Genomic DNA, 23,291 nt, shown 5'->3' on the forward strand with positions numbered 1-23,291 from the left:
AGGCGTGGCAGCCGCAGACGTTCCCCCCGAACCGGCCGCCGGGACACCGTCCCCGGGCGAGCCGGTTTCCGCCGCTCGCCCGCGCCGCTCGAAGAAGGCCGAGGCGCAGCGACGCGGCCGCGGCCGCACGCCGCGACTCTCCTACGACGACTGGGTCGACGGCGCACTCGCACTGCTGGCCCGAGAGGGCGTGGGCGCCATCAGGATTCCGCGGCTGTGCAGCGAACTGGGCGTGACGAAGGGCAGCTTCTACTGGCATTTCGACGACATCCGGCAGCTGATGGAGGCCATGGCCGACCGATGGAGCGCCGTGCAGGCCGACGCCGTCCGCGCGCTCGGCGCCGTCGACTCCATCCCCGTCGAGCAGCGCATCGAGAACATGACATCGCTGCTGGTCGACCAGAGCACCTGGATCGTCGAGGCCACCGTCCGCGAGTGGGCGCGCAACGATCCGAAGGTGGCGAGCGCGGTGCAGGCCCTGGAACGCAAGATCTTCGACATCGTCGAACAGACCATGCTGGAACTCGGCTTCGACGAGACGCAGGCCCGGCTGCGCGCCGGGACCATGGTCTATCTGGGCATCGGCCTGATCCACGGCCGGGGCAGTCTGCCCACCCCGACCACCGAGGAGGCGAAGGCGGTCATCGACCTGCTCACCACGCCGTCGCGGACCGACGGACCCCCTCGCTCATCCCAGGAACGGCCGGAGTAGTTGCGCGCCTCGGTGTTTCAGCCAGTCCCGCAGGGTCATCAGGCCGGGGTGCAGTCGGCGCAGTTCGGCGATATCCACGTCGATGTCGTCGAGGGCGCCGCTGTTGATGAGTTCGTAGCCGCGGGCGAAGCGCTCGTTGATGCGGCGTAGTTCCTCGATGGGCCGCTGGATGTAGGGAATGGTCCGCCCCACGGCCGCGCTCATCTCCGCGGCGACCTCGGGCGGCGTCAGTGCGTCGCCGACCAATTCGAGTGTCCTGCCGCGGAATTCGCCGGGGCGCGCCAGGGCGAGGGCCGCGAAGGCGCCGATGTCGTCGAGGGCGATGAACTGCTGGCGCACGTGCGGGGCCGCGGCGGTGCGCAACGCGCCGTCTCGCACTCCGACGGTGGCCGACTGGGTGACGAAATTCTCCATGAACGAGCTCGGCCGCAGAATCGTCACCGGCACACCGATTTCGGCGAGATACCGCTCCACCTCCCACTTGGCCTCCTGCCCGCCCCGGTCGGCCGCCAGGCCCGAGCTGTAGACCAGATGCGCCACACCATGTTTCAGTGCGGCGTCGGCAATGCCCTTGCCCGACTTCGCCTCGTCCCGGTCCGGCGTCAGGGGTCCGGGATGCACGCTGAAGACGCCGTACGCGCCGGCCACCCCACGTTCTATCGCCGCCGGGTCTTCCAGCGAGCCCGCGACGATCTCGGCTCCCGCCGCCGCCAGCGCCCGTGCCGCGGCGCCGGCCGGGTCCCGGGTCAGCGCACGCACCCGCCACCCGTCCTCGAGGAGCCGGTACGCGACGGCTCCGCCCTGCTGCCCGGTCGCGCCGGTGACGAAAACGACCTGGTCCACTGTGGTTCCTCCTCGGCTTGCCGCCCTGCGAAATAATCGGAGAACTCTCTCCGATTGGCACTATACGGAGAGATCTCTCCGCTTCGCAATACCGCAGGTACGATCGACGCGTGGTCGACCAAGCTGCCCAGGCCTCCAAACCGATGCGCGCGGACGCTCGCCGCAATCGCGACCTGGTGCTGGCCACCGCCCGCGACATGCTGTCCGCCGAGGGTCTTTCGGTGTCCTTCGACGAGATCGCGCGCCGCGCCGGAGTCGGCGTCGGCACCGTCTACCGGCACTTCCCCACCCGGGAGGCCCTGTACGAGGCGGTGTTGCGTGGCCGCCTCGAGCAGTTCGTCGACGACGCGCGGGGCCTCGCAGCGGCCGAAGCCGACCCGGGCCGGACCTTCCTCGACTACTTCACTCGACTGGTCGGAGAGGTAGCGCTGAATCAGGCGCTCTGCGAGACGCTGGAGACGGGCGCGGAAGCCATTGTCTCCGAAGAGGTTCGTGATCAATTCCGCGCACAGTTCGACACCTTGCTCCGACGCGCCCAGCACGCCGGCACGGTCCGTTCCGACCTCGATACCGCCGACGCCATGGATCTCCTCGTCGGCGCCGCCACCGCGGAACGCCGCGCCCACCGCCGCGGCGCCCCCAACCACGCCCTCACGGTCGTGCTGGCGGGCCTCCGCCCGTAGCCGCCTCAGTGCGGCGCGGCGGTGAGGTCGTAGACGGCCAGTCCGTTCATGTGCTGGGCGGTGTAGTGCTGGGATACCCAGTTGTAGATGTCGGTGTCGCCGACCGGATGCCATAGCTCGGCAACTGGATCTCCCTGCGTGACTGAGGATTCGGGTGGCGGCGCGGTCCGCCACGAATCGGGCAACCGCACCTCCGGGGCGAGGTAGTAGGTGACGCGGTGCTCGCGCACGAGGTCCTGGAACTGCGGCAGGGTCGGCACGGGGTCCGCGGAGGTGAAGCCGCCGAGGGCGATGACCGCTGTGCGACTGGCCAATTCGAGCCCGGCGGCGGGAGAGGAGCGGTCGATCGCGGCCGACCACTGCGTGGTGGTCGCACGCAGCATGGCGATGAGCCGAGGATCGGTGTCGCCGTCGCCGCGGAATGCGCTCATGGCGCCCCGGAAAGGCGAAGCGGCGCCTGACGATTCGGCGTGGGCCGGGCCGACGGACGGGCTTCCCCCGGTGTGCGATTGCGGCAGTGTGGCCGCCGCGTACGCGGTCGACCCGGCCAGACTCGCGATCACCCCGCCCGCCAGCAGCATGGCGACGACACCGCGCGGTACCCGCCGCGCTGCCACCGGAACCAGTGTCGTCAGCAGTCCGAGCACGACCGCCACCGCTGCCACCAGAACCACCCAGCGCAGCCACGGCTGCCACCCGGCGTTGCGCTGCAACACCACGAAGGCCCACACACCGCCCGCGAGAACCAGTGCGGCGCCACCGGTCCGGCCGAACGCGGTGCCACGCCGCTGCCAGACCTCGTGTACGCCGAGCGCGAAACAACCCGCGACAGCCGGCGCGATCGCCAGCGTGTAATAGGCGTGCATGCCGCCCCGCATCGTGGCGAACGCGACCCCGTCCACGAGCAGCCACAGCCCGAACAGCAAAGCCGCGCAACGCATTGGGTCCGTACGCGGCGACCGGCCCCGGGATACCAGCACCAGCCCGAAGGCGACCACGGCGGCGGGGAGCAGCCAGGAGATCTCGAAACCGATCTCCCCGGTGAACAGACGCGTAGGCCCGGCACCGGACCCGAATCCGCCCGGCCCGCCGAGATGCGGCATCTCGTACCCCGCCGGCAGTTCGAAGGGCCTGCGCCCCTGGTGCGAACGTCCGAGGATGCGCTCGAATCCGTTGTAGCCCAACACCAGATCCATGAACGTGTTGTTCCGTGAGCCCGCCAGATACGGCCGCTCCGACACCGGCCACAGCATAGTCAGCAACACGTACCACCCGGCGGAGACGACCAGCGCGGCGGCGGCAGTGAGCAAGTGCAGCAACCGTTTTCCCAGCGTCGTCGGCGCGGCCAGCAGATACACCGGTGCCAGCGCGGGCAGCACCATCAGTCCCTCGAGCATCTTGGCCAGGAACGCGAAACCCAGTGCCACCCCGGCGGCCGCCAGCCAGCGCACGTCCGCCCGCGGCAGCGCGCGGACCACGCAGTACGCCCCGGCGGTCATCAGCAGCACCATCACGGCGTCGGGATTGTCGAACCGGAACATCAACGCCGCCACCGGCGTCACCGCGAAGACCAGCCCCGCCAGCAGCCCGGCGCCGCGAGCGCCCGTGACCCGCGTGACCATCCCGTACAGCAGCGCCACGGTCGCCACCGCCATCAGCGCCTGCGGCGCCAGCATGCTCGCACTGCCGAAACCGAACAGCTGCCCCGACAAGCCCATCACCCACTGCGACACCGGCGGCTTGTCGACGGTGATGAAATTGCCCGGATCCAGCGATCCGAACAGCAGGGACTCCCAGTTCCGCGACCCCGCCCACGCGGCCGCGGCGTAGAACCCGTTGCCCATGCCGTTTACGCCGATGTTCCACAGGTACGCCGCCGCGGTCACGCCGAGCAGGGCCGCCAGGGCCAGGCGATCCCGGCGGCGGGCGGGCGGCGGTTCGGGGAACACGGTCGCGGTCACAGTCACCGCGGGAGTCTCCCAATCCGAGCGGTGAGAAGCCTGGCCGATTCCTGGGAACCTGCTGCGAACCGGCGACACGCCCGCACGAACCCACGACACGCACGTGGAGTTCGAATCCAGCCGATTCAAACAATGCCGCCGGTCGGCGAGATGTAGTTCCGTTCATGCCGTATCGACAGGGACGCGGGCGGCGAGCCGAGGCCGCACGCCCGCTCGACATCCGTATCCACACCGCCAGGAGACCCCGATGACCGACCCCGCCGCACCGGCCGACCCGTCCCAGAACTGGACCTTCGAAACCAAGCAGGTCCATGTGGGCCAGGTGCCCGACGGCACCACCAACGCCCGCGCCCTGCCGATCTACCAGACCACCTCCTACACCTTCCGCGACACCGACCACGCCGCGGCGCTGTTCGGTCTCACCGAGCCCGGCTACATCTACACCCGCATCATCAACCCGACCCAGGACGCCGTGGAGCAGCGGATCGCGGCGCTGGAAGGCGGAGTCGCCGCGCTGTTGCTGGCCTCCGGACAAGCGGCGGAGACCTTCGCGATCCTCAATATCGCGAACGCGGGCGACCACATCGTCTCCAGCCCGCGGCTGTACGGCGGCACCTACAACCTCTTCCACTACACGCTGCCGAAGCTGGGGGTCGAGGTCAGCTTCGTCGAGGACCCGGACGACCTCGAGCAGTGGCGCGCGGCGATCCGCCCGAACACCAAGGCGCTGTACGGCGAGACGGTCTCCAACCCGCAGAACCACATTTTCGACATCCCCGGCATCGCGGAGGTCGCGCACGCCGCGGGGCTGCCGCTGATCGTCGACAACACCGTGCCCACCCCGTACCTGATCCAGCCGCTGCGGCACGGCGCGGACATCGTGGTGCACTCGGCCACGAAGTACCTCGGCGGCCACGGCGCGGCCATCGGCGGCGTGATCATCGACGGCGGCACCTTCGACTGGACGGTCACCGACGCCGACGGCAAGTCCCGCTTCCCCGGCTTCACCACGCCCGACCCCAGCTACCACGGCGTGGTGTTCGCCGAACTGGGCGCGCCCGCCTTCGCGCTCAAGGCCCGGGTGCAGCTGCTGCGCGACCTCGGCGCGGCGATCTCGCCGTTCAACGCGTTCCTGATCAGCCAGGGCCTGGAAACTCTCAGCCTGCGGGTGGAGCGGCACGTGCAGAACGCTCAGGCCGTGGCCGAATTCCTCACCGAGCGAACGGAAGTCACCTCGGTGTCGTATGCCGGACTGCCGTCGTCGCCGTGGTACGAGCGCGGAAAGCAACTGGCGCCCAAGGGAACCGGCGCGATCATCGGCTTCGAGCTGGCCGGCGGCGTCGACGCGGGCAAGAAGTTCGTGGACGCGCTGACCCTGCACAGCCACGTCGCCAATATCGGTGACGTCCGCTCGCTGGTCATCCACCCCGCCTCGACCACGCACTCCCAGTTGACCCCTGAGGAGCAGCTGGCCTCCGGCGTCACCCCGGGCCTGGTCCGTCTCGCCGTCGGCATCGAGGGCCTCGACGACATCCTCGAGGACCTGCGCACCGGTTTCGCCGCCGCCGCGGAATAGCTTCGCCCACAAGGCTCGAACCACTGCCCCGCCATCAGGCTTGCCTCGAACCGTCGCCCCGCCACCAGCTTTTCCGGTGGCGGGGCATCTTTCGCGGGCGCAATGGTTATGCTCGAGCTCGACAAGGGCCCGGCGCGGCAAGCCGACAGTGCCGCTCGGGCGTACGCGAAGGCCACAACAGAGGCGGCACGTTCAGAGGAGAACGCGCACGATGGCAGGCAAGCGGACGGTGTTGACGGTCCAGCTCAGGCGATTGGCCGCACTTCTACAGGAGATGCGCGAGAACGCCGGGATCAGCAAGGAGGTTGTCAGCGCCCGCACCGGCATCAACGTCACCACGCTGTACCGCATCGAGACGGCGCAGGCGCGACCGCAGCGCCGCACCCTGATGGCGATGCTGGACCTGTACGGCATCGAGGAATCGCAGCGGTCGGACGCGCTGCAACTGCTCCAAGAGGCGCAGAAGCCCGGCATGTCACGGCCGTTCGAGGCGGCGGTCTCGGAGGTGTACGCCGCCTACATCAACTTCGAGACCGAGGCGCTCTCGGCCCGGCTGTTCCAGACGTCGTTCATCCCCGGACTCCTGCAAACCGAGCAGTATGCGTGGGCGGTGCTGGATACCGCGATGCCCAAGGTCGAGACCGCGGTGATCGAACAGCGCCTGCGCGCCCGCTTCGAACGCGCGAAGCTGCTCGCCAAGGAGGAGCCGCTGGAGCTGTGGGTGGTGCTGGACGAGGCGGCGATCCGGCGCGTCGTCGGCGGCCGCGAGGTGATGCGGGGCCAGTTGCTGCGACTGGTCGAGGAAGCGGAGAAGCGCAACGTCATCCTCCAGGTGCTGCCGTTCGACGCGGGCGCGCACCCGGCGATGGTCGGCTCCTTCGTCGTCCTGGACTTCCACGACCCCGCCGACCCCGAACTGGTGTACGTCGAGGGCATCGCCGGCGACGATATCGTGGAGGGCCACAACGAGATCCGCCGCTTCGGCGTGATGTTCGACCAACTCCGCGCCATGGCCCTGAGCCCCCGCGATTCCACCAACCTGGTAGCCCGAGTAGCCGACGACTTGCGATAGACCCGGCCGGAACTACCGCCGACTCGCGCGCGTGTAGCCCAGGACGGCGGGCACCGCGAACACCACCATCGCACCCGCCGACCACGCGACCGTCGCCAGCAACGGCCCCCGCACCGGACCTCCCAGCGACAGCCCGCGCATGGCGTCGACCGCGTACGACATCGGCGAGTGCGCCACAATCGGTTTCGCCCACGCGGGATAGGCCGCCAGCGGCACGAACCCGGTGGAGAAGAACATCAGCAGCGACGATCCCAGCGAAATCGCTTCCACCAGCGCGGGTTTGGCGGTGTAGGACGCCACGGCGGTGACCATGGTCGCGAAACCGAGACCGTACATCAGCGGCACCCCCACCAGCGCCACCGCAGCCAGAAGTCCTTGGCGGAAACGGAATCCCAGCAGCAGACCGACTCCGAACAGCACCAGCGTGCACGCCAGGATGCGCGCACCCTCGGCGAGAATGCGCGCCAGCAATCCCGACGCGCGGTGCACCGGCAGCACCCAGAACCGCGCCAGCAGACCGTCATCGCGCTCGCGGCCGAGCGTAATCGCCCCGGCCAGCGACCCCGACATCACCGACACCAGCGTCACCATCGGCACCGAGCCGTACAGCGCGTCCGCCCCCGAGAACGCCGAAATCTGCCGTCCCAGCACGGTATTCAGCATCACCAGCAACAAGGCCGGGAACAGCAGCGACTGCGCCATCGTCAGGGGGTCGCGGCGCCAGCGGACCAGCAGCCGCCGCGTCTGCACGACCGTCTGCGGCAGCAGCAGCCGCCACGTCTCGGTCGGAAACGCGACCACCGGTAACTCGGTGGCCGACCCCGGCCGCACGTCCGCGCTCGTCGTCATCGCTGCCTCCGAACCGCCACCAGCACCGAAGCGCCGCCGAACGCGACCAGGCCGGCCAGCGTCCAGCCCAGCCCCGGCCCCGCCGACGCCCAGTTCGCCACCCCGGCCCGTCCGGAACGGTCACCCGCCAGCACCCGCAGCGTGCCCACGAACTGCGACACCGGCTGATCACGCGCGAAGCCCCGGATCCAGTCCGGGAACTGGCTCGCCGGCGCGAATCCGGTGGACACCATGCCGAGGATCAATTGCGGCAGCACCAGCACCTGCGTCGTCGCCTCCGGACTCTTCGACAGCGCGCCCAGCAGATCGCCGAGCTGGCACATCATCAGCCCGAGCAGCATGGCGAAACACAGAAACGCGGCGGTCTGCCCTGCGCCGCCGTAGAACCGGAACCCGATCGCGTAGCCGCACACCACCGCCGCCACGAGCGCGATCGCGACTCGGTACAGCGCCGCCGCGGTCCGGGCCACCAGCGGCGCGGCCGCGGGCATCGGCATCGTCGCGAATCGCGTGTCCAGACCGTCGCGCGCGTCGGTGGCCGACCGGAACGCCGCCGCGGTGCCGCAGAACGCCACCGCCTGCATCACGATCATCGGCATCAGGAATTGCGCGTAACTGCTGAGTCCGTGCCCGGCGAAGTTCATCACCCGATCCAGCGGCACATAGAACCCGACCGTGAACACGGCCGGAGACAGCAGCGCCGTCACCACCTCGCCGTTGCGCAGCGAGGGCCGCACCAGGCGTATCGCCAGTACCCAGCACTGCCGCAACGCCGAACGCCGCGGTGGCTCGGTTCGCGTCGTCACATTGATCCCCATCCCCTACCACCTCCCCGCGCCGACGGCAGCTCGTCTCATCTCACCAGACATACGGCCGGAAACGCAGACATCGTTCGACCCCAGCGCGTCGTCCGCGCGCCACCGCGGCCCGCGGCCACTATGCTGACCGCCGTGCTCGAACCCCAGCCGGCCGTCGCGCCCCATCCCGATATCGCCCACCTCGCCCCGCTCCTGGGCGTCTGGCGCGGCTCCGGCCACGGGGAGTATCCGACGATCGAGGCGTTCGACTACCACGAGGAAGTCCACTTCGGTCATGTCGGCCGCCCGTTTCTCACCTACCGCCAGCGCACCCGGCACGCCGGGGACGGCCGTTCGCTGCACGCCGAGACCGGCTACCTGCGCTGCGCTGGACCGGATCGCATCGAGCTGATCCTCGCCCACCCGACCGGGATCACCGAGATCTGCGAGGGCAGCGTCGACGTCGCCGACGGCGGCCTGCACCTGGAACTGGACTCGACCCACATCGGCCGCACCACCACCGCGAAGCTGGTGACCGCGCTCGGCCGCTCGATCCGATTGTCGGGCGACACCATCGATTACACCCTGCGGATGGCCGCCGCCGGACAGCCGAAACAGCATCATCTCGCCGCCAGTCTGCGCCGGGCCGAATAACAAAAAGGTTACCGACACGCCCGTGACCTGCAGCGCGATTTTCGAGACCTGTGCTATTGCGCACCGAGGGGTTGTCTAGGAGATTGCTCGCGTTCTACCGTCGGTCCAGTCGGCAAAGTCGGCGACCAATAGTTCGAGCCCATTGGATCTCGCTCACCCTCAAGGGAGAAGACCATGAAGCGTTCGACGCTCACCCTCATCACCGCGGGAATGCTCCTAGCCGGCACCGGTGCCGTGGAACTGCTCGGGGACGCCTCCGCCGGAGCTACCTCCCCCGTCGAGAACGCCGCCTCGACGGTCACGAGCGGAATGGAGGTGCACTCGCCATAAATCACAGCCGAACACGTTCTCTGCGACCGGACGACCGGATGCCTCACCTAGCCGGGCATCCGGTCGTCGTCGTTTGCCAGGAGTTTTCCGGAACACTGTGGGAAATGCGCTCCACGGCGAGAGAGATTGCGACCCAATTCGTTCGAGACCGCGAATGTCATGCGGTGCCCGGCGGCAGTGCGGCCAGCATGTCGCGGGTGACGGCGACCGCGTTGTCCGAACTCCCGCCGCGCACCAGCAGGGTCGCGAAGGCCAGGTCGCCGCGGTAGCCGATGAACCACGAATGCGAGCCGCCGTCGACCTCCGCCTCACCGGTCTTGCCGTACACCTCGCCCTGATCGGCGATCCGCTCGGCGGTACCTCCGGTCACCACCTTGCGCATCATCATGCGCAGGCCTTCGGCCACCTTCGGGGACAAGGCCGGGCGGTCGCCGTCCACCTTGGTCTCGTATCCCGCGATCAGATAGGGCGTGGGCGCGGAGCCGTGTGCGACGGTCGCGGCGACGAGCGCCATCCCGAACGGGCTCGCCACCACCTTGCCCTGGCCGATGCCGTTCTCGGTGCGCTGCACCTGCTCTTTTGCCGCGGGCACCGACCCGGACACCGTCGGCAACCCGACCACCGTGTAATCCGGGCCGATCCCGAATCGGGCCGCCGCGTCGGTCAGCGCGTCCGCGGACAGTTCGCTGGCGATCTTGGCGAACGCGGTGTTGCAGGATCGCTCGTACGCGGTCGCCATCGGCACGTCACCGATGGTGAACAGCTCGTAGTTCGGGATGGTGCGCTCGCCGATCACGATTCGGCTCGGGCACGGCACCACCGTCTCCGGGGTCGCGGTGCCCTCCGCCATCGCCGCGGCCGCCGTCACCGTCTTGAAGGTGGAGCCCGGCGGATACAACCCCGACGTGGCGACCGGGCCGTCGGCGTCGGCCGCGCGGTTCTGAGCCACCGCGAGAACGGCGCCCGTGGACGGCTGCAGCACCACCATCATGGCCTGCTCGGTCCGCACATCGACGGCCCGCTGCGCGGCGTTCTGCACATTGCGGTCGATGCTCAGCGAGAACGACGGCGCGGGCTGCGGGTCCACCTCGTGCAGCACGTCGACATCGGCGCCGTTGGTGTTCATGGTGACCACGGACCAGCCCGCCTTGCCGTCGACCTCGTCGGCGACGGTCTTGCGGATCTGCGTCATCAGGTCCGGGGCGAAATGGCGGTCGACGGCGACCAGGTCCGCCTGCTCACCGGCGCGCACGCCGGGTAGCCCGATCAACTCGTCGTGAACCTGATCGAACTCCCAATCAGTCAGTGCCGCAACGGTGTACGCGCCCGGACTCTTGCCCGCGGCGGTGCGGATGGCGTCCGCGGTGAGGGTTTCGTCGAACGGGCGCAGGGCATCGGAGAGGGCCGCGGCGACGTAACCCGGGTCCGGCGCGGCGCTCGCGGTGAACGAAATCGGGTGCACCGTACCGGGTATCAGCACATCGCTGCCGGAGCGTTCGTTGACGCGGGCGCGCGGTGCGGGGGTGGCGCGCAACTCCATGGTCTGGGTGTCACCGAGTTTGGGATGAATGTCCGAGGCCGTCCAGCGCACCTGCCAGCGGCCGTCGCTGCGGCCCATCTGCAGCTGTCCGGTGTAGGTCCAGATCCGGTTCTTCGGCAACCGCCACCGGTAGGTGTAGTCGACGGTGGCGGTGTCGCCGGTGACCCGGGCGTCGCCGGTGTGCGCGGTCAGCTCCTCGGCCTGCAGCTTGTCCCATGCCGAAGCCAGTGCGGCACTTGCCTTGTCGGGTTGGTTGGTGAGTTTCCCGGCGCCTGCCGGATCGTGCCGGGCGACCGCCGCCAGGAAGTCGTCGGCCGCGGGGACCGGGCCCTGCGAGCCGGAGCCGCAGCCGCTCGCCGCCAGCGCGAGCGCGACGGCCGACAGCAGCACGGCCGTGCGTCTTCGCGGCGCGAGGCCGCGCCCCACACAACGTCTTTCGGGTGTCGACATCGACAGCGATGGTAGTCAGCAGACCACGCGCAACCGGGGCGACACGACGCGGGCGCTCGCGCGATTTCCGGCCTCAGTCGACGAGAACCGTTGCGAACGTGGCGACCTGGCGGAATCCGACGTTCGCGTAGGCGCGCCGGGCGGCCTCGTTGTAGCAGTTGACATACAGGCTCGCGGTGCGGCCGGAAGCGACCACGGCGTTGGCCACCGCCGCGGTACCCGAGGTGCCCAGGCCGCGGCCGCGCCACTCCGGGTGCACCCACACGCCCTGAATCTGCCCGGTGCGCCGCGATATCGCACCCACCTCGGCCTTGTAGACGACCACGCCGTCCTCGAAGCGGGCCCAGGCCCGGCCCGCCTGGATCAGGCTCGCCACCCGGCGGCGGTAACTGCGCCCGCCGTCGCCCGCGCGCGGGTCGACGCCGATCTCCTCGGTGAACATCGCGATCGCGGCGACCAGATAGCGGTCCAGTTCGTCGGCGCGCACCCGCCGCACCCGCGGATCGGCCACGGCGTAGGCGGGGCCGTCGAGCGCGAGCAACGGCTGGTCGGCCCGCAGGTCACGGGCCGGTCCCCAGCGGTCGGCCAGCATCTCCCACAGCGGCAGCGCCAGCTCCTGCCGACCCACCACCGACGAGCACAATCGCGGCCAGCGCGCCGCACGCTCGGCGAAGGCACGCAGATCGTCGGGCCCGCCGCGCAGCGGCACCAGGTTCGCGCCCGAGAAGCACAGCGACTCGGCCGGGCCGCCGCGACTCCACAGTTCGCCCTGTCCACCCCGGGTGTCCAGGCCGTACTCCTGCAGTCGCGCGGCGACCATACAGCTGGCCACCGGATCGGTGTCCAGTACTTCTTGCACCAGTGCCAGATCGCGATTCGCGAGCTGGCGGGCACCGGAGGTCCTCGTCCGGCGGCTCGGCTCCAGCACACTCCGCACGTTCACAGCCTGCCACGAACGCCGCGAACACGCTGCTGTTTGACCATCGCGAGCGATGAACCGCACACGGCGACGCCCGATCTCACGCACGCACCTCGCTCACCCGGGACTAACCGACGGTGACCACCGGCTCGCCCGTACCGGACTCGCCCATCGACTCGGCGATGCGCATCGCCTCCTCGATCAGCGTCTCCACGATCTGATGTTCGGGCACGGTCTTGATGACCTCACCCTTCACGAAGATCTGACCCTTGCCGTTGCCCGAGGCGACGCCCAGGTCGGCCTCGCGGGCCTCGCCCGGACCGTTGACCACACAGCCCATGACCGCCACCCGCAGCGGGACCTCCATCCCCTCCAGCCCCGCGGTGACCTCGTTGGCCAAGGTGTACACGTCGACCTGGGCGCGGCCGCAGGACGGGCACGAGACGATCTCCAGCTTGCGCGGGCGCAGGTTCAGCGACTGCAGGATCTGGTTGCCGACCTTCACCTCCTCGACCGGCGGCGCCGACAGCGAGACCCGGATAGTGTCGCCGATGCCCTGGCTCAGCAGCGCGCCGAAGGCCGTCGCCGATTTGATGGTGCCCTGGAACGCCGGACCGGCCTCGGTGACGCCCAGGTGCAGCGGATAGTCGCACCGCGCGGCGAGCTGCCGGTAGGCCTCCACCATGATCACCGGGTCGTTGTGCTTCACCGAGATCTTGATGTCGCCGAAGCCGTGCTCCTCGAACAGGCTCGTCTCCCACAGCGCCGACTCCACCAGCGCCTCCGGCGTCGCCTTGCCGTACTTCTCCAGCATTCGCTTGTCCAACGAGCCCGCGTTGACGCCGATGCGGATCGGGATGCCCGCGGCGCCGGCCGCCTTCGCGACCTCCTTGACGCGGCCGTCGAATTCCTTGATGTTGCCCGGGTTCACGCGGACGGCCGCGCAGCCCGCGTCGATCGCGGCGAAGATGTAGCGCGGCTGGAAGTGGATGTCGGCGATCACCGGGATCGGGGATTTCTTGGTGATCGCGGACAGCGCGTCGGCGTCCTCTTGGCGCGGGCAGGCCACCCGCACGATGTCGCAGCCGGACGCGGTCAGCTCCGCGATCTGCTGCAGGGTCGTATTCACGTCGTGGGTTTTGGTGGTCGTCATCGACTGCACCGACACCGGGAAATCACTGCCCACCCCGACCTTGCCCACCTGTAGCTGACGGGTCTTACGGCGGGGTGCGAGAACCGCCGCGGGCGCGGACGGCATACCCAATGTGATGGCACCGCTCACGGCCGTGCCTCGCTGACTGTCGGCGCAGCCTGTCGCGCTGCGTCGTCGATTCGCTCGCTGCGCTCGCTCACGTTCAGTTGCCTACTTTCGTGTGTGCTCACCGTTTCGGGGCCGAGTCTAGTGGTGTTGCCGGACCAGACGCTGTGAGAGCACCTACAACGACCGGTCGTGAGAAACGTCGTTGTCCATCCGGTATTCGTCGCGGTCCGGGGATCGGCGCGGTGTAAGTTGCCGGATCGGTCGCCGCCGGGCGTGTCTGCCCTGGTCGGAGGCACTTTTTCGGCGAGATGATGTGTCTCTCGGGCGCGCCTCGGCACCCGTTGCACTTGCCTGTGATGTCCGGCCGGTGATGGAATCGGACCGAAGGGGAACCGACCGCCGCCCCGACGCGTCGGATCTGATGGGGGAACCGAATTGGGGAGGTGGCATGACCGATAGCGAGCGGGAAGCGATGCGCGCCCGCAACGAGGAGTTGCGCATCCAGGTGGACTCGATGCTCGAGACCTACGAGCAGCAGCGCCGCGAACTGGCCGACCTGCACTCGCGACTGGCGTCGACCACCGCGGAGGCCTGGTCGTCGGACAATCTGGTGCGCGTGGTCAGCAACGTATCGGGCGTGCCGCTCGAGGTGCACCTGGTGCCCGAGGCCTTCAAACGCTCCACACCGGAGAAATTGGGCCGGTCGATCGCCGAGGCCGCGCAGGCCGCCGCGCGGTCCGCGACCGAGCAGTCACAGCAGGCCATCGCCCCGATAGCGGAGCTGGCGGGCGAGTTGCCCGACCTGTCCGACATCGTTCCGGGCGCGCCGAGCATCAAGGATCTGGTGCGCTCTTTGTTGCCGGAACCGGCCGCCGAGGTGCAAGCGCCGCCCCCGCCGATGGACGAGGAAGAGGAAGACGAATACTTCCGCAACCGCTCCTACCTCGACGACGGGCGGTAACACCGCCACCTGAATTCGTTGGAACCAGACGCGGTGCGCCTGCGTCCACCCTGATGAAGCAACCTGACTACCCGAAGGATCCGCTGTGAACCCGTTGCGCGTCGACCCGGTGGCCCTGCGCGCTACGCAGCCCCGATTCACCGACCTGGCCACGCGGGTCACCAACGCGCTCACTCAGCTACAGAGCTCTCTGAATACCGAGGGCCAGTGCTGGGGTGCTGACGAGACGGGTAAGGCCTTCGCGACGGACTACGTCCCGGCCACCGACGAACTGGTGCAGGCGCTGGCCGGGTTCTCCTCGACCTTGACGGCTATCGGCGGACAGATGGCTCAGAGCGCCGACCTGTTGTCCGGCCAAGAGGGTGCCAACGCCGCCGGGCTCGTGGTCTGATCCATGGGTCTCGAGATTCCCGACTCGCTGCAGTGGGTCGCGAAATATGTGGTGGGGGGCGGCGACTGGCCCGAGGGCGACGAGACAGCGATGCGGCGGCTCGCCGATTCGTGGGACGGTCTCGCCGAGACGCTCGGCACGATCGACGAGGATGCCGACGCGGTCGTCCGCGATGTGCTGACGGCCTTGTCGGCCGGCCAGGCCCACGATGCCGTTTCCACCATGTGGGCCCCGATCGGCGGCGACCAGGGCGCGATACAGGAGCTGATCAAAAGGTGTCAGTCGCAGGCCGACAGCCTCGACAAGGGCGCCACCGACATCGAGCACACCAAGTACACGATCATCGCGGCGATGGTCATCCTGGCCGCGGAACTGGCTGTCGCGCTGGCGACGTCGTGGACCGGAATCGGCGCCGCCGCGGGCGTGGCCGCCCGGGTGGCGACCCAGGTGGCGATCCGCATGGTCGTGCGCGGCTTGATCCAGCGCATCCTCTCGCGCATGCTCGCCAAGGCCGCCTTGCGCGCTGCGGCGATCGGCGCGTTCACCGGTTTGCTCGAAGAGGGCGGCTCGGATCTGGCTGCCCGCCTGATCCAGGTCGCGCGCGGCGACCGCGACGGGCTGACCGCCGCGGACTGGAAGGCGGTCGGCCTGGTCTCGCTGGCCGGAACGGCCGGCGGCGCGGTGGGCGGGGGTCTCGGCAGCGGCGGCGCCCTGCACGGCCTGACCAACCAGGTCGAGAACAGAGTCAGCCGCCTCGGCGCCCAGGCCGCGGCGGACACCGCCTCCGGTGTCGCCGGTGAAGTCGCGGGCCAACTGGCGATCGTGCCGTTCGGCGGCGAAATGAACCTCGGCATAGAAACTCTCACCTCCAGCGCGTCCTCCTCCGTGGCGACCACCGCGGCCAGTGCCGGCCCGCACGGGCACAACAATGGTGGTGAGCACAGCAGCGGCGAAACCGAGCAGGACCCCGGACAACCAGCGCCCGCCGCCGACAACCCGGCGCCGAGCAAGACCGTCGACAACACCGGCGATCCCGGACCCGCCGCTGATCCCGGCAAGCCCAGCCCCGCCACAACCGATCTCGGCAGCAACACCGCTACCGAACCGGGCGGCACCGACACCAGCACCGCCGGTTTCGGCGCCAACAGTCCCGGTGACACCCAAACCAGCCCTGCCGCAACGGATTCCGGACACACGAGCCAGCCCGCCCCCACCGACAGCGGCCCGGCACAGCCATCGCAACCCACCACCGGACCGGCCCCCTCCGACACCGGCCCGGCCCTCGACACCAGCCATGCGGCTCCCCCGGACACGGGCACCGCCCCGACCACCCCCGACCCCGGGACCACTCCGGCCGGCACCGACATCGGCGCTCCCGCAACACCTTCGAACCCGAGCGCCCCCGTCTCGCCGGACACCCTCGCGCCCGATACCGGCGTCGGTCCCCCGGATTCCCACACCACTCCACCCGGCCCCCAGGACGTCGGCAATCCGACCCCGGCCACCACCCCGACGCCACACGAAAGCGGCACGGGCACACCCGATCCCGATACTTCCGTCCCATCTCAACCCACCCCGCACGACAACGCCGACCCCACCACGCCGGACCCACGCCCCGCGGAACCGAAGACCGTCGTCACACCCGACAACAGCAACCCTCACCCCACTCCGGACAATGCCGGTACCACACCCCCAACGCCCGACAGCAACCCGGCTCCCGTCCAAACATCTTCCAGCACAACAAGTCCCGCAACCAGCACGCCATCCATGGCGGGCTTCACCCCGCACGCCTCCGACTCCAATCAGCGCCCCGCCACTCCGGCCCACCCCCCGGCCACGGACAGTGCGTCCACCCCATCACAAAGCCGTCCCGAATCCACTTCTTCCCCAACACTTTCCGACACAAGCACTCGCCCCGACCCGAATCGCCCCCATACCAACCAACGTCCCGACGCCACCCATCGACCGGAATCCAACCGATCGGAATCACCGTCGCGACCGAACGCCACAGCCGATGCCGCGCGGCCGACACCGCCACGCCCCGCCACGCCCCCAGCTGACTCGGCAACCCCGTCGCGGAACGAACGGCCGGACCAATTCGCCGACCATTCCGATGCTCCGCCACAGGACGCAGACCGCGAACTCGTGCAAACCGGCGGCGCGATCGGCCCCCGCGATCCGTCCGAGGACGTGGAGTGGGCCGAGGCAGCGTACGAGCACTTCCGAGCCGACGACAGCGACATCGCGGACATAGCGAACAATCTCGCCGATCAGCCCCGACGAGACGGTGGCGCCGGCTTCACCCGAGCCGAGATCGAGCAGATCAAGAACCATCTCATGCGCGACGAGCATCTGCTCGGATTGGGCAACGATGGTCACACGCGCGAGCGGTTCGCACCCTCGCGTTCCGTCGCGGAGGCCTGGATCCGACTGCGTTCCGGGGAGCCGCTGCCGCAGGACATCGTCCTCCTCGAGCACGAACTCGCTGAATCCCAGTACCTGCGTGACCACCCAGGTGCCACCGCCGCAGAAGCACACAGCAGGGCGAACGAGTCGTTCAATTGGCAAGCCGACGTACCCGCCCGCACCGGCGAAAGCTACGACACGCCACGAAAGGACCAGAATGGCACTGATGGTGTTCTACAACCGGATTCGGGACGACCAGAACGAGGTGGAGTACCGCTTCGGGGCGACGGAGAAGCTTCTGGACCGCCGCGTGATCATCGACAAGCAGACACGTCAGATACGGGACCCGGACAACAAGGGGGACGGCCTACCCATGGAGACAGCGGGCCACATCTTCCACCGGTTCCGCAAGGAAGGAACCTGGCCGACCACGGGCCTGATACAGGCCTAGAAAACTCCAGCCTGGACCTCCCCCCACACCGCCCCGCGGCGGATCCGGAACCCGCCGACTTCAGTCTCGACCTGCCCCCGATCGAGACACCCGCGCGCACCCCCACCAACCCCGACGCCACCCACGACCACTCGACGCCGCGCGACCAGGGAACGGAGAGCTCCCCGGAGTGGAGCCTCAACCTCGACCCCGACACATTCCCCACACGCGCCCCGGCAGACGCAACTCCCCCTGTGGGAGACGCACGTCCGGTAGACACCACCGCCCCTTTCCACTCGACGCCCGCGGGCCCCGGCCCTCACCGAGCTGACACCACTGCGCCGCCTGTCGGCCCCAATCCGCATCCCGACGACGTCCACGCCGGGCAGGAACGTACGCACACGCCTCCCGAACAACCGACCCACCCGGACGGGCCGCCCCGCTCTCCGACTGACGACGATTCGCCGGCTCGACCGGACGAGCCCCGGCCGAGTCTGCGGGACATGTTCCCGTCCAATGGTCTTCCGGCCGACCCGAACCGGTTGCTGCCGCTGCTCCGGCAGGCGATCGATGGTGAATACGGAGGGCTACGCGTCGAGGTCGAGAACCTCACGTGTATCCCGAACGAACTCAATGTGAAGGGGAAAATCTGGAGCCTCCCCGATAGGTTCGGGTACAGAAGGCTGGTCGGGGAGTTCAGCCGCGACTTCACAATCGACGGAGACGGACGCATAACCGCCAATCACGACTTCCTCAAAGTGGAGGAAGACGTTCAGGGGCAAGGGTTCGCCACCGAATTCAACCGTGCCATGTTCGACTGGTATCGAGAGTCGGGAGTGCACAAGGTTACTCTGTTGGCCAATATCGACGTCGGAAGCTATGCGTGGGCGCGGCATGGTTTCACGTTCGCCGACGAGCACATAGCTATCGACCAGATCCGCCCTCGACTGGAAAACGAGATCGATAGGGCGACCCAAAGGGCTGAAGCGCTGCGGCAGCAGCTGAATTCGCTTCCCCCAGGACAGGAGCGATCACCTCTCGAGAGGCAACTCAATGATCTCGACTCGATAATAAGCCAGGGACAGGCGATCCTCGACCGCTTCGAGGTAGGCTCGCCCAACTTCCCTACACCGAAGGAAATTTCACAACTCGGCCGACCGGCCGATCTCAGTCCCGAACAGGCGAGAGATCAAACATGGCCGGGAAAAACGATATTCATGGAGCCCGGCGAATCGATCCTCTGGAACGGGGAGCTGCTTCTCGACACAGATACCGGGCATCCGCTGAGCCCAGACAATCCAACGGCCGGACAAACCGCCCACCACCCGACGCGCGACCCGGGCGGCCACGAGACGGACAGCCTCCGGAACTCGAACCCGGAAGTCGCGCCCGACACACACTCCACACCGATCCCGAGCAACGCCACTCCGGCCGTGGGAGACGCCGCTCCGGTAAACACACCCACGCCGGGCAGCACACCTTTTCAACCGACACCCGTGGGCCCCGACCTCCGTCGCCCCGAGACCAGTCCGCCCCCTGTCGGCCCCGACCCGCACCCCGACGATGTCCGGCCCGAATCGGGCCCTACGAATGCGCCTCCCGGACAACCGACACGCTCGGACATTCCGCCCCGCTCCCCGGCATCGACGCCACCACCCGCCCAGCCGACCGGTCCGTACCCAGGCCAGGGGCAGACGCCCGAACCGCCACGCTGGGCGCATCAGAACCCCAACCATCACGCCGACGCCACCCGGCTGCCGGACTGGTGGCCGCAGCCCACCAGCGGACCTGCGGCGACCCACGACAATGGCCCCACCACAAGACATCCCGCGCCGGGCACGGGCAACCCGGGCCGAGCCACGCCCGCTCCCGGCCGTCCCTACCCACAACCACACCCGGGCCCCGGCGAAAACCTCACCCGCGCCCCGGAATCGAACCCGCCCGCGCGTCCCGTCCCACCACCACACACGCCCCGACCCACCACCGGCCCGCCGTCGACACCACCGCCCAACACGCCACCGAACGGCCCAAGCACGCAACCACGTGCCGGACTCCCACCGCATCCCACGCCACCCGGCATACCTCTCTACGGCGAACCCAACGCCCACACGACGCCACCGAACGACCCCGGCACACCACCACGCGCCGGACTCCCACCACATCCCACGCCACCCCGCATACCTCTCCACGGCGAACCCAACGCCCACACGACGCCACCGAACGACCCCGGCACACCACCACGCGCCGGACTCCCACCACATCCCACGCCACCCCGCATACCTCTCCACGGCGAACCCAACGCCCACACGACGCCACCGAACGACCCCGGCACACCACCACGCGCCGGACTCCCACCGCATCCGGCGCGACCGGACGCAACCGGAATGCCGCACGCCCATACGCCCAGTCCCGATTCAGCACCGACGACACCGATCCCCCACGCGCGCCCGAACATTCCCGGCGCGACACCACCACATGCCGGAATGCCATCTCACCCAGGGCAACCGAACGCAACCGGCACACCACCGGCACACACGCGCCCGCCGAACGACGGCTCCCGCCCTCCGTATCCGGTTCAGCCGCACAACTCCTCGCCACGGCAACCGACGCCGCCGCATTCGACCCGATCCCACGACCCCGCCACCCGACCACCACACCCGGGGAACCACACCCCATACAACGACCACAGCACGCCTCCACCACGCCCGGCGCCCCCTTCTCATCCGGCTCGTCCGATCGATCCCCGCACGCAGAGCCCTGCCACCCGCAATCAGCCGATCCCTCCGAGGTCCCCGTCGGAGGGTCGCGGGCGCCCCGAATACCGTGGTGTGCCCGATCATCCGCGCGGGCAACGTCCCGAGGATCGGCGACCTGTGGATCACCCGGGCACTCCGCCGCACGAGACCACCGGTCGACCCCAACATCCGCATCCGGTTGGTGATCGTGCGCCGGCATCGAATCGTGCACCCGATTGGGACGGTAGGCGTCCGGACTTGCCGCCCGATCATCCTGCGAGGCAGCCCGGCGCGGAGCACTGGCGGCCCGAGCCCGGGACGGCACCGCGGCGTGGGCCGGAAAACGTTCTGCCCCCGGAGCGCCGGTCAACGACACCTGCTGACTCTCATGCACCGAGGCACACGCCGGATGAGCGTAGCCCCGAGCGGCCCCACGAAGAGCCTCGTCCAAACCGGACGGAACCTCCACCTCCGACAGACACTCACAATGATTCGCGGACTCCACCGGACGAACCTCGGCCGAGGCTGCGGGATCTGTTCCCGTCAGATGGTCGTCCGGCCGACCCGAACCGGTTGCTCCCGCTGCTCCGGCAGGTGATCGATGGCGAATACAGTGGACTTCGCGTCCGAGTCGAGCACGTCATCGGCGGTTTGTCTCCATTCCATGCGGTGCCAACGTACGACGTGAAGATGATGGCGGAAATCTACGACGCGGAAGGAAAGTGGGTCGGGTCCCTCACCCGCATCTTCACACTCGAAAGCAACGGGCGTATAAGTGTCATTCACCAAGACCTCGAGTTGATCCGCAGCGTTCAGGGGCAAGGGTTCGCCACCGAGCTCAACCGTGCCATGTTCGACTGGTACCGAGAATCGGGTGTGCACAAAGTAGTTCTGCTGGCCAACATCGACGTCGGAAGCTACGCGTGGGCGCGGCAGGGGTTCACCTTCGCCGACCACCACCAGGCTATCGACCAGATTCGCCCGCGCCTGGCGAGAGAAGTCGATCGGGCGATCCAAAGAGCGGATGCGCTGCGGCAGCAACTGAATTCGCTTCCCCCAGGACCGGAGCGATCGCGCCTCGAGAGCCAATTCACGGACCTTGTCTCCACGATCGGGCAGGGCCAGGAAATCCTCGACCGCTTCCAGGTAGGATCGCCCAACTTTCCTACGCCACTGGAAATTTCACAACTCGGCCGGCCGGCCGATGCCGTTCCCGGACAATCGAGACAGCAAACGTGGCCCGGTAAATCAGTATTTATGGAACCCGGCGAGCACATCTCCTGGGACGCCGAAATGATTCTCGAACAGGAGCAACGTTGAGAGACCCACGAATCTCCCCGAAGGGCTGGTCCAGTGCGGAACGCAACAGACGTGATTTCAAGGCCGGAAATTGGCACGACGACTGGTCCCGGCGGTGGCAGCATCGCGCGGACTTCCGCCCGGAAACCCGGACTGTCGAGAACAGCGATTACAACCAGCATTACGTTGCTGTCGAGGCTCCCGTAGAGGCCCAACTGGATTACAGCTCACGATCGGACGAAGTGAGTGGCAGCCGTCCCGGAGGCACGTCGCGCCTACCGCTGCCCACCGGAGCCGAGCGGCTGAGAGGAGCTTTGGTCACCGCAGGCATCGGCGACGCGTTCGCGTACGCGCGGAACCATTTCGGTCTGACCTCATACCCGTGGGATGCGGGAGGAATGAGAAACGCCGAGGAGGTTCTCGTCGACTACCTGCCGGGCGAGTTCATGCCATCGACCTGGATCACGCAGCTGATGGGATACTCCGCGGAGGGATTGATACGCGCACTCGTCGGGAGGCGTACCGGGCAACCGGTCGACCCGGTGTCGACCGTGCAGCACGCGTTGCAGCGGTGGCTCTATTACATGAAGCGGTCGGTGCGCACTGTCGGCGAATGGCGAATCTACGGCGGCATCTATGCGCGTGATGCCGGCGATCACGATCGCCCCGACGGGATTGCTGCACACGACACCGATTTCGTCTCCAACCGTGATCCGGACGCCGCGGTCCTCGACGCTCTACTCGGATTCGCCTCCACCGGCACCATCTCCACTCCCGCCGACCCGCGCAGCGAAGCCCGAGGTGCCGACGTCCTGGTCCGCGCCGCTCTCGCCGCAGTGTGGTCGGAAGACCTTTCGGAGACTTTCGATCTCGCGGTCGCCATCGCCGCCCTTACTCACCCGCACCCGGACGACTACCTCCCCGCGGCGACCCTGGCCGTGATCCTGCACCAGCAGCTCCGCGACCATCCGTTCCTGGACTGCCTCGCCGCCGGTCGCAGTCAGGTGAGTAAACGGCCGGGACATGAAAAGACCCTCGCGGCAATCAATACCGTGGTCTCGTTGATTCGCAACGAGTGGGTCCCCACCCAGCCCAGCAACCTCCGCCAGTACTTCCCCAACGGCGGCGCCGACGGTGTCGAAACACTCGGCATCGCCCTCTATTCCGCCATGGTCAGCGATTACGTACGTGAAGCGCTGCTCCTGGCATTGAATTACGCCACCCACCGCCCCCAGGTCGCCGCGGTGGCCGGCATGCTCATCGGCGCCGAGTACGGAATTCAGGCGGTTCCCAAGGCACTCAGCGACCCGATCTCATCACTCCGAACCCTGGACACCTTCGCCCAGGACCTCGCCACCGAACTCCGCGACGTCCTCACCGACGCGGAATGGCTCCGACGCTACCCGCCCACATAACCCCGAT

Annotated in this window: 17 protein-coding genes; 10 read left to right on the top strand and 7 right to left on the bottom strand. The window is 68.5% G+C overall.

Annotated features, from left to right (window positions below):
* Nucleotides 1–4: 4 nt before the first annotated feature.
* Entirely contained in the window at nucleotides 5–712 is a 708-nt protein-coding gene (locus ACFMRZ_RS11725) for a TetR/AcrR family transcriptional regulator (RefSeq protein WP_400179170.1), read from the top strand.
* On the opposite strand, the gene ACFMRZ_RS11730 is transcribed toward ACFMRZ_RS11725, so the two are convergent.
* Nucleotides 689–1,555: an NmrA/HSCARG family protein gene (locus ACFMRZ_RS11730; RefSeq protein WP_400179171.1), complete on the bottom strand. Its 867-nt coding sequence runs from the start codon at nucleotides 1,553–1,555 to the stop codon at nucleotides 689–691. The two genes, ACFMRZ_RS11725 and ACFMRZ_RS11730, sit on opposite strands and share 24 nt — an antisense overlap.
* A 110-nt stretch (nucleotides 1,556–1,665) precedes the next feature.
* On the opposite strand from ACFMRZ_RS11730, the gene ACFMRZ_RS11735 reads away from it, so the two are divergent.
* The gene (locus ACFMRZ_RS11735; protein WP_400179172.1) at nucleotides 1,666–2,238 is read left to right on the top strand and encodes a TetR/AcrR family transcriptional regulator; all 573 of its coding nucleotides are present in this window, start codon (nucleotides 1,666–1,668) and stop codon (nucleotides 2,236–2,238) included.
* 5 nt (nucleotides 2,239–2,243) lie between these two features.
* On the opposite strand, the gene ACFMRZ_RS11740 is transcribed toward ACFMRZ_RS11735, so the two are convergent.
* Nucleotides 2,244–4,205, bottom strand: a complete 1,962-nt coding sequence (locus ACFMRZ_RS11740; protein ID WP_400179173.1) for a glycosyltransferase family 39 protein — start codon at nucleotides 4,203–4,205, stop codon at nucleotides 2,244–2,246.
* A gap of 241 nt (nucleotides 4,206–4,446) precedes the next feature.
* On the opposite strand from ACFMRZ_RS11740, the gene ACFMRZ_RS11745 reads away from it, so the two are divergent.
* Complete coding sequence (locus ACFMRZ_RS11745) at nucleotides 4,447–5,775, top strand: bifunctional o-acetylhomoserine/o-acetylserine sulfhydrylase (RefSeq protein WP_280273140.1); 1,329 nt, start codon at nucleotides 4,447–4,449, stop codon at nucleotides 5,773–5,775.
* Nucleotides 5,776–5,986: 211 nt separating this feature from the next.
* Entirely contained in the window at nucleotides 5,987–6,847 is an 861-nt protein-coding gene (locus ACFMRZ_RS11750; RefSeq protein ID WP_280273139.1) for a helix-turn-helix transcriptional regulator, read from the top strand.
* 12 nt (nucleotides 6,848–6,859) lie between these two features.
* On the opposite strand, the gene ACFMRZ_RS11755 is transcribed toward ACFMRZ_RS11750, so the two are convergent.
* Both ACFMRZ_RS11755 and ACFMRZ_RS11760 read right to left on the bottom strand, forming a co-directional pair.
* Nucleotides 6,860–7,696 carry an ABC transporter permease gene (locus ACFMRZ_RS11755; RefSeq protein WP_400179174.1) on the bottom strand — a complete coding sequence of 279 codons (837 nt, stop codon included), beginning with the start codon at nucleotides 7,694–7,696 and terminating at the stop codon, nucleotides 6,860–6,862.
* The gene (locus ACFMRZ_RS11760; protein ID WP_400179175.1) at nucleotides 7,693–8,514 is read right to left on the bottom strand and encodes an ABC transporter permease; all 822 of its coding nucleotides are present in this window, start codon (nucleotides 8,512–8,514) and stop codon (nucleotides 7,693–7,695) included. The genes ACFMRZ_RS11755 and ACFMRZ_RS11760 overlap by 4 nt, the downstream gene beginning before the upstream one ends.
* Before the next feature lie 120 nt (nucleotides 8,515–8,634).
* On the opposite strand from ACFMRZ_RS11760, the gene ACFMRZ_RS11765 reads away from it, so the two are divergent.
* Nucleotides 8,635–9,147, top strand: a complete 513-nt coding sequence (locus ACFMRZ_RS11765) for a peroxynitrite isomerase (protein ID WP_400179176.1) — start codon at nucleotides 8,635–8,637, stop codon at nucleotides 9,145–9,147.
* 174 nt (nucleotides 9,148–9,321) lie between these two features.
* Nucleotides 9,322–9,477, top strand: a complete 156-nt coding sequence (locus ACFMRZ_RS11770) for a hypothetical protein (protein WP_400179177.1) — start codon at nucleotides 9,322–9,324, stop codon at nucleotides 9,475–9,477.
* A 157-nt stretch (nucleotides 9,478–9,634) separates the two neighbouring features.
* Here ACFMRZ_RS11770 and ACFMRZ_RS11775 read toward each other — a convergent pair whose 3' ends face one another.
* The 3 genes from ACFMRZ_RS11775 to ispG all read right to left on the bottom strand — a co-directional run bounded on the left by ACFMRZ_RS11775 (nucleotide 9,635) and on the right by ispG (nucleotide 13,644).
* On the bottom strand, nucleotides 9,635–11,467 hold the full coding sequence (locus ACFMRZ_RS11775; protein WP_400179178.1) for a penicillin-binding transpeptidase domain-containing protein: 1,833 nt from the start codon (nucleotides 11,465–11,467) through the stop codon (nucleotides 9,635–9,637).
* Between the two features lie 73 nt (nucleotides 11,468–11,540).
* A complete protein-coding gene (locus ACFMRZ_RS11780) occupies nucleotides 11,541–12,404 on the bottom strand; it encodes a GNAT family N-acetyltransferase (RefSeq protein WP_280273133.1) in 864 nt (287 codons plus the stop codon).
* A 109-nt stretch (nucleotides 12,405–12,513) separates the two neighbouring features.
* On the bottom strand, nucleotides 12,514–13,644 hold the full coding sequence (ispG, locus tag ACFMRZ_RS11785; protein ID WP_400182837.1) for a flavodoxin-dependent (E)-4-hydroxy-3-methylbut-2-enyl-diphosphate synthase: 1,131 nt from the start codon (nucleotides 13,642–13,644) through the stop codon (nucleotides 12,514–12,516).
* A 451-nt stretch (nucleotides 13,645–14,095) separates the two neighbouring features.
* On the opposite strand from ispG, the gene ACFMRZ_RS11790 reads away from it, so the two are divergent.
* From ACFMRZ_RS11790 to ACFMRZ_RS11805, 4 genes are all read left to right on the top strand, one after another.
* On the top strand, nucleotides 14,096–14,608 hold the full coding sequence (locus tag ACFMRZ_RS11790; RefSeq protein ID WP_400179179.1) for a YbaB/EbfC family nucleoid-associated protein: 513 nt from the start codon (nucleotides 14,096–14,098) through the stop codon (nucleotides 14,606–14,608).
* Between the two features lie 85 nt (nucleotides 14,609–14,693).
* Nucleotides 14,694–14,999 carry a WXG100 family type VII secretion target gene (locus tag ACFMRZ_RS11795; RefSeq protein ID WP_400179180.1) on the top strand — a complete coding sequence of 102 codons (306 nt, stop codon included), beginning with the start codon at nucleotides 14,694–14,696 and terminating at the stop codon, nucleotides 14,997–14,999.
* Nucleotides 15,000–15,002: 3 nt separating this feature from the next.
* On the top strand, nucleotides 15,003–21,890 hold the full coding sequence (locus ACFMRZ_RS11800; RefSeq protein WP_400179181.1) for a hypothetical protein: 6,888 nt from the start codon (nucleotides 15,003–15,005) through the stop codon (nucleotides 21,888–21,890).
* Nucleotides 21,887–23,284 carry an ADP-ribosylglycohydrolase family protein gene (locus tag ACFMRZ_RS11805; RefSeq protein ID WP_400179182.1) on the top strand — a complete coding sequence of 466 codons (1,398 nt, stop codon included), beginning with the start codon at nucleotides 21,887–21,889 and terminating at the stop codon, nucleotides 23,282–23,284. The genes ACFMRZ_RS11800 and ACFMRZ_RS11805 overlap by 4 nt, the downstream gene beginning before the upstream one ends.
* Nucleotides 23,285–23,291 lie beyond the last annotated feature (7 nt).

The organism is Nocardia sp. N2S4-5 (assembly GCF_044628355.1).
Lineage (GTDB): Bacteria > Actinomycetota > Actinomycetes > Mycobacteriales > Mycobacteriaceae > Nocardia > Nocardia wallacei_B.

Coding starts and splice junctions, on each gene's coding strand:
- ACFMRZ_RS11775 (WP_400179178.1), bottom strand. CDS start 11,467: ATGTCGACACCCGAAAGACGTTGTGTGGGGCGCGGCCTCGCGCCGCGA.
- ACFMRZ_RS11800 (WP_400179181.1), top strand. CDS start 15,003: ATGGGTCTCGAGATTCCCGACTCGCTGCAGTGGGTCGCGAAATATGTG.
- ACFMRZ_RS11750 (WP_280273139.1), top strand. CDS start 5,987: ATGGCAGGCAAGCGGACGGTGTTGACGGTCCAGCTCAGGCGATTGGCC.
- ispG (WP_400182837.1), bottom strand. CDS start 13,644: ATGCCGTCCGCGCCCGCGGCGGTTCTCGCACCCCGCCGTAAGACCCGT.
- ACFMRZ_RS11770 (WP_400179177.1), top strand. CDS start 9,322: ATGAAGCGTTCGACGCTCACCCTCATCACCGCGGGAATGCTCCTAGCC.
- ACFMRZ_RS11755 (WP_400179174.1), bottom strand. CDS start 7,696: ATGACGACGAGCGCGGACGTGCGGCCGGGGTCGGCCACCGAGTTACCG.
- ACFMRZ_RS11745 (WP_280273140.1), top strand. CDS start 4,447: ATGACCGACCCCGCCGCACCGGCCGACCCGTCCCAGAACTGGACCTTC.
- ACFMRZ_RS11765 (WP_400179176.1), top strand. CDS start 8,635: ATGCTGACCGCCGTGCTCGAACCCCAGCCGGCCGTCGCGCCCCATCCC.
- ACFMRZ_RS11790 (WP_400179179.1), top strand. CDS start 14,096: ATGACCGATAGCGAGCGGGAAGCGATGCGCGCCCGCAACGAGGAGTTG.
- ACFMRZ_RS11760 (WP_400179175.1), bottom strand. CDS start 8,514: ATGGGGATCAATGTGACGACGCGAACCGAGCCACCGCGGCGTTCGGCG.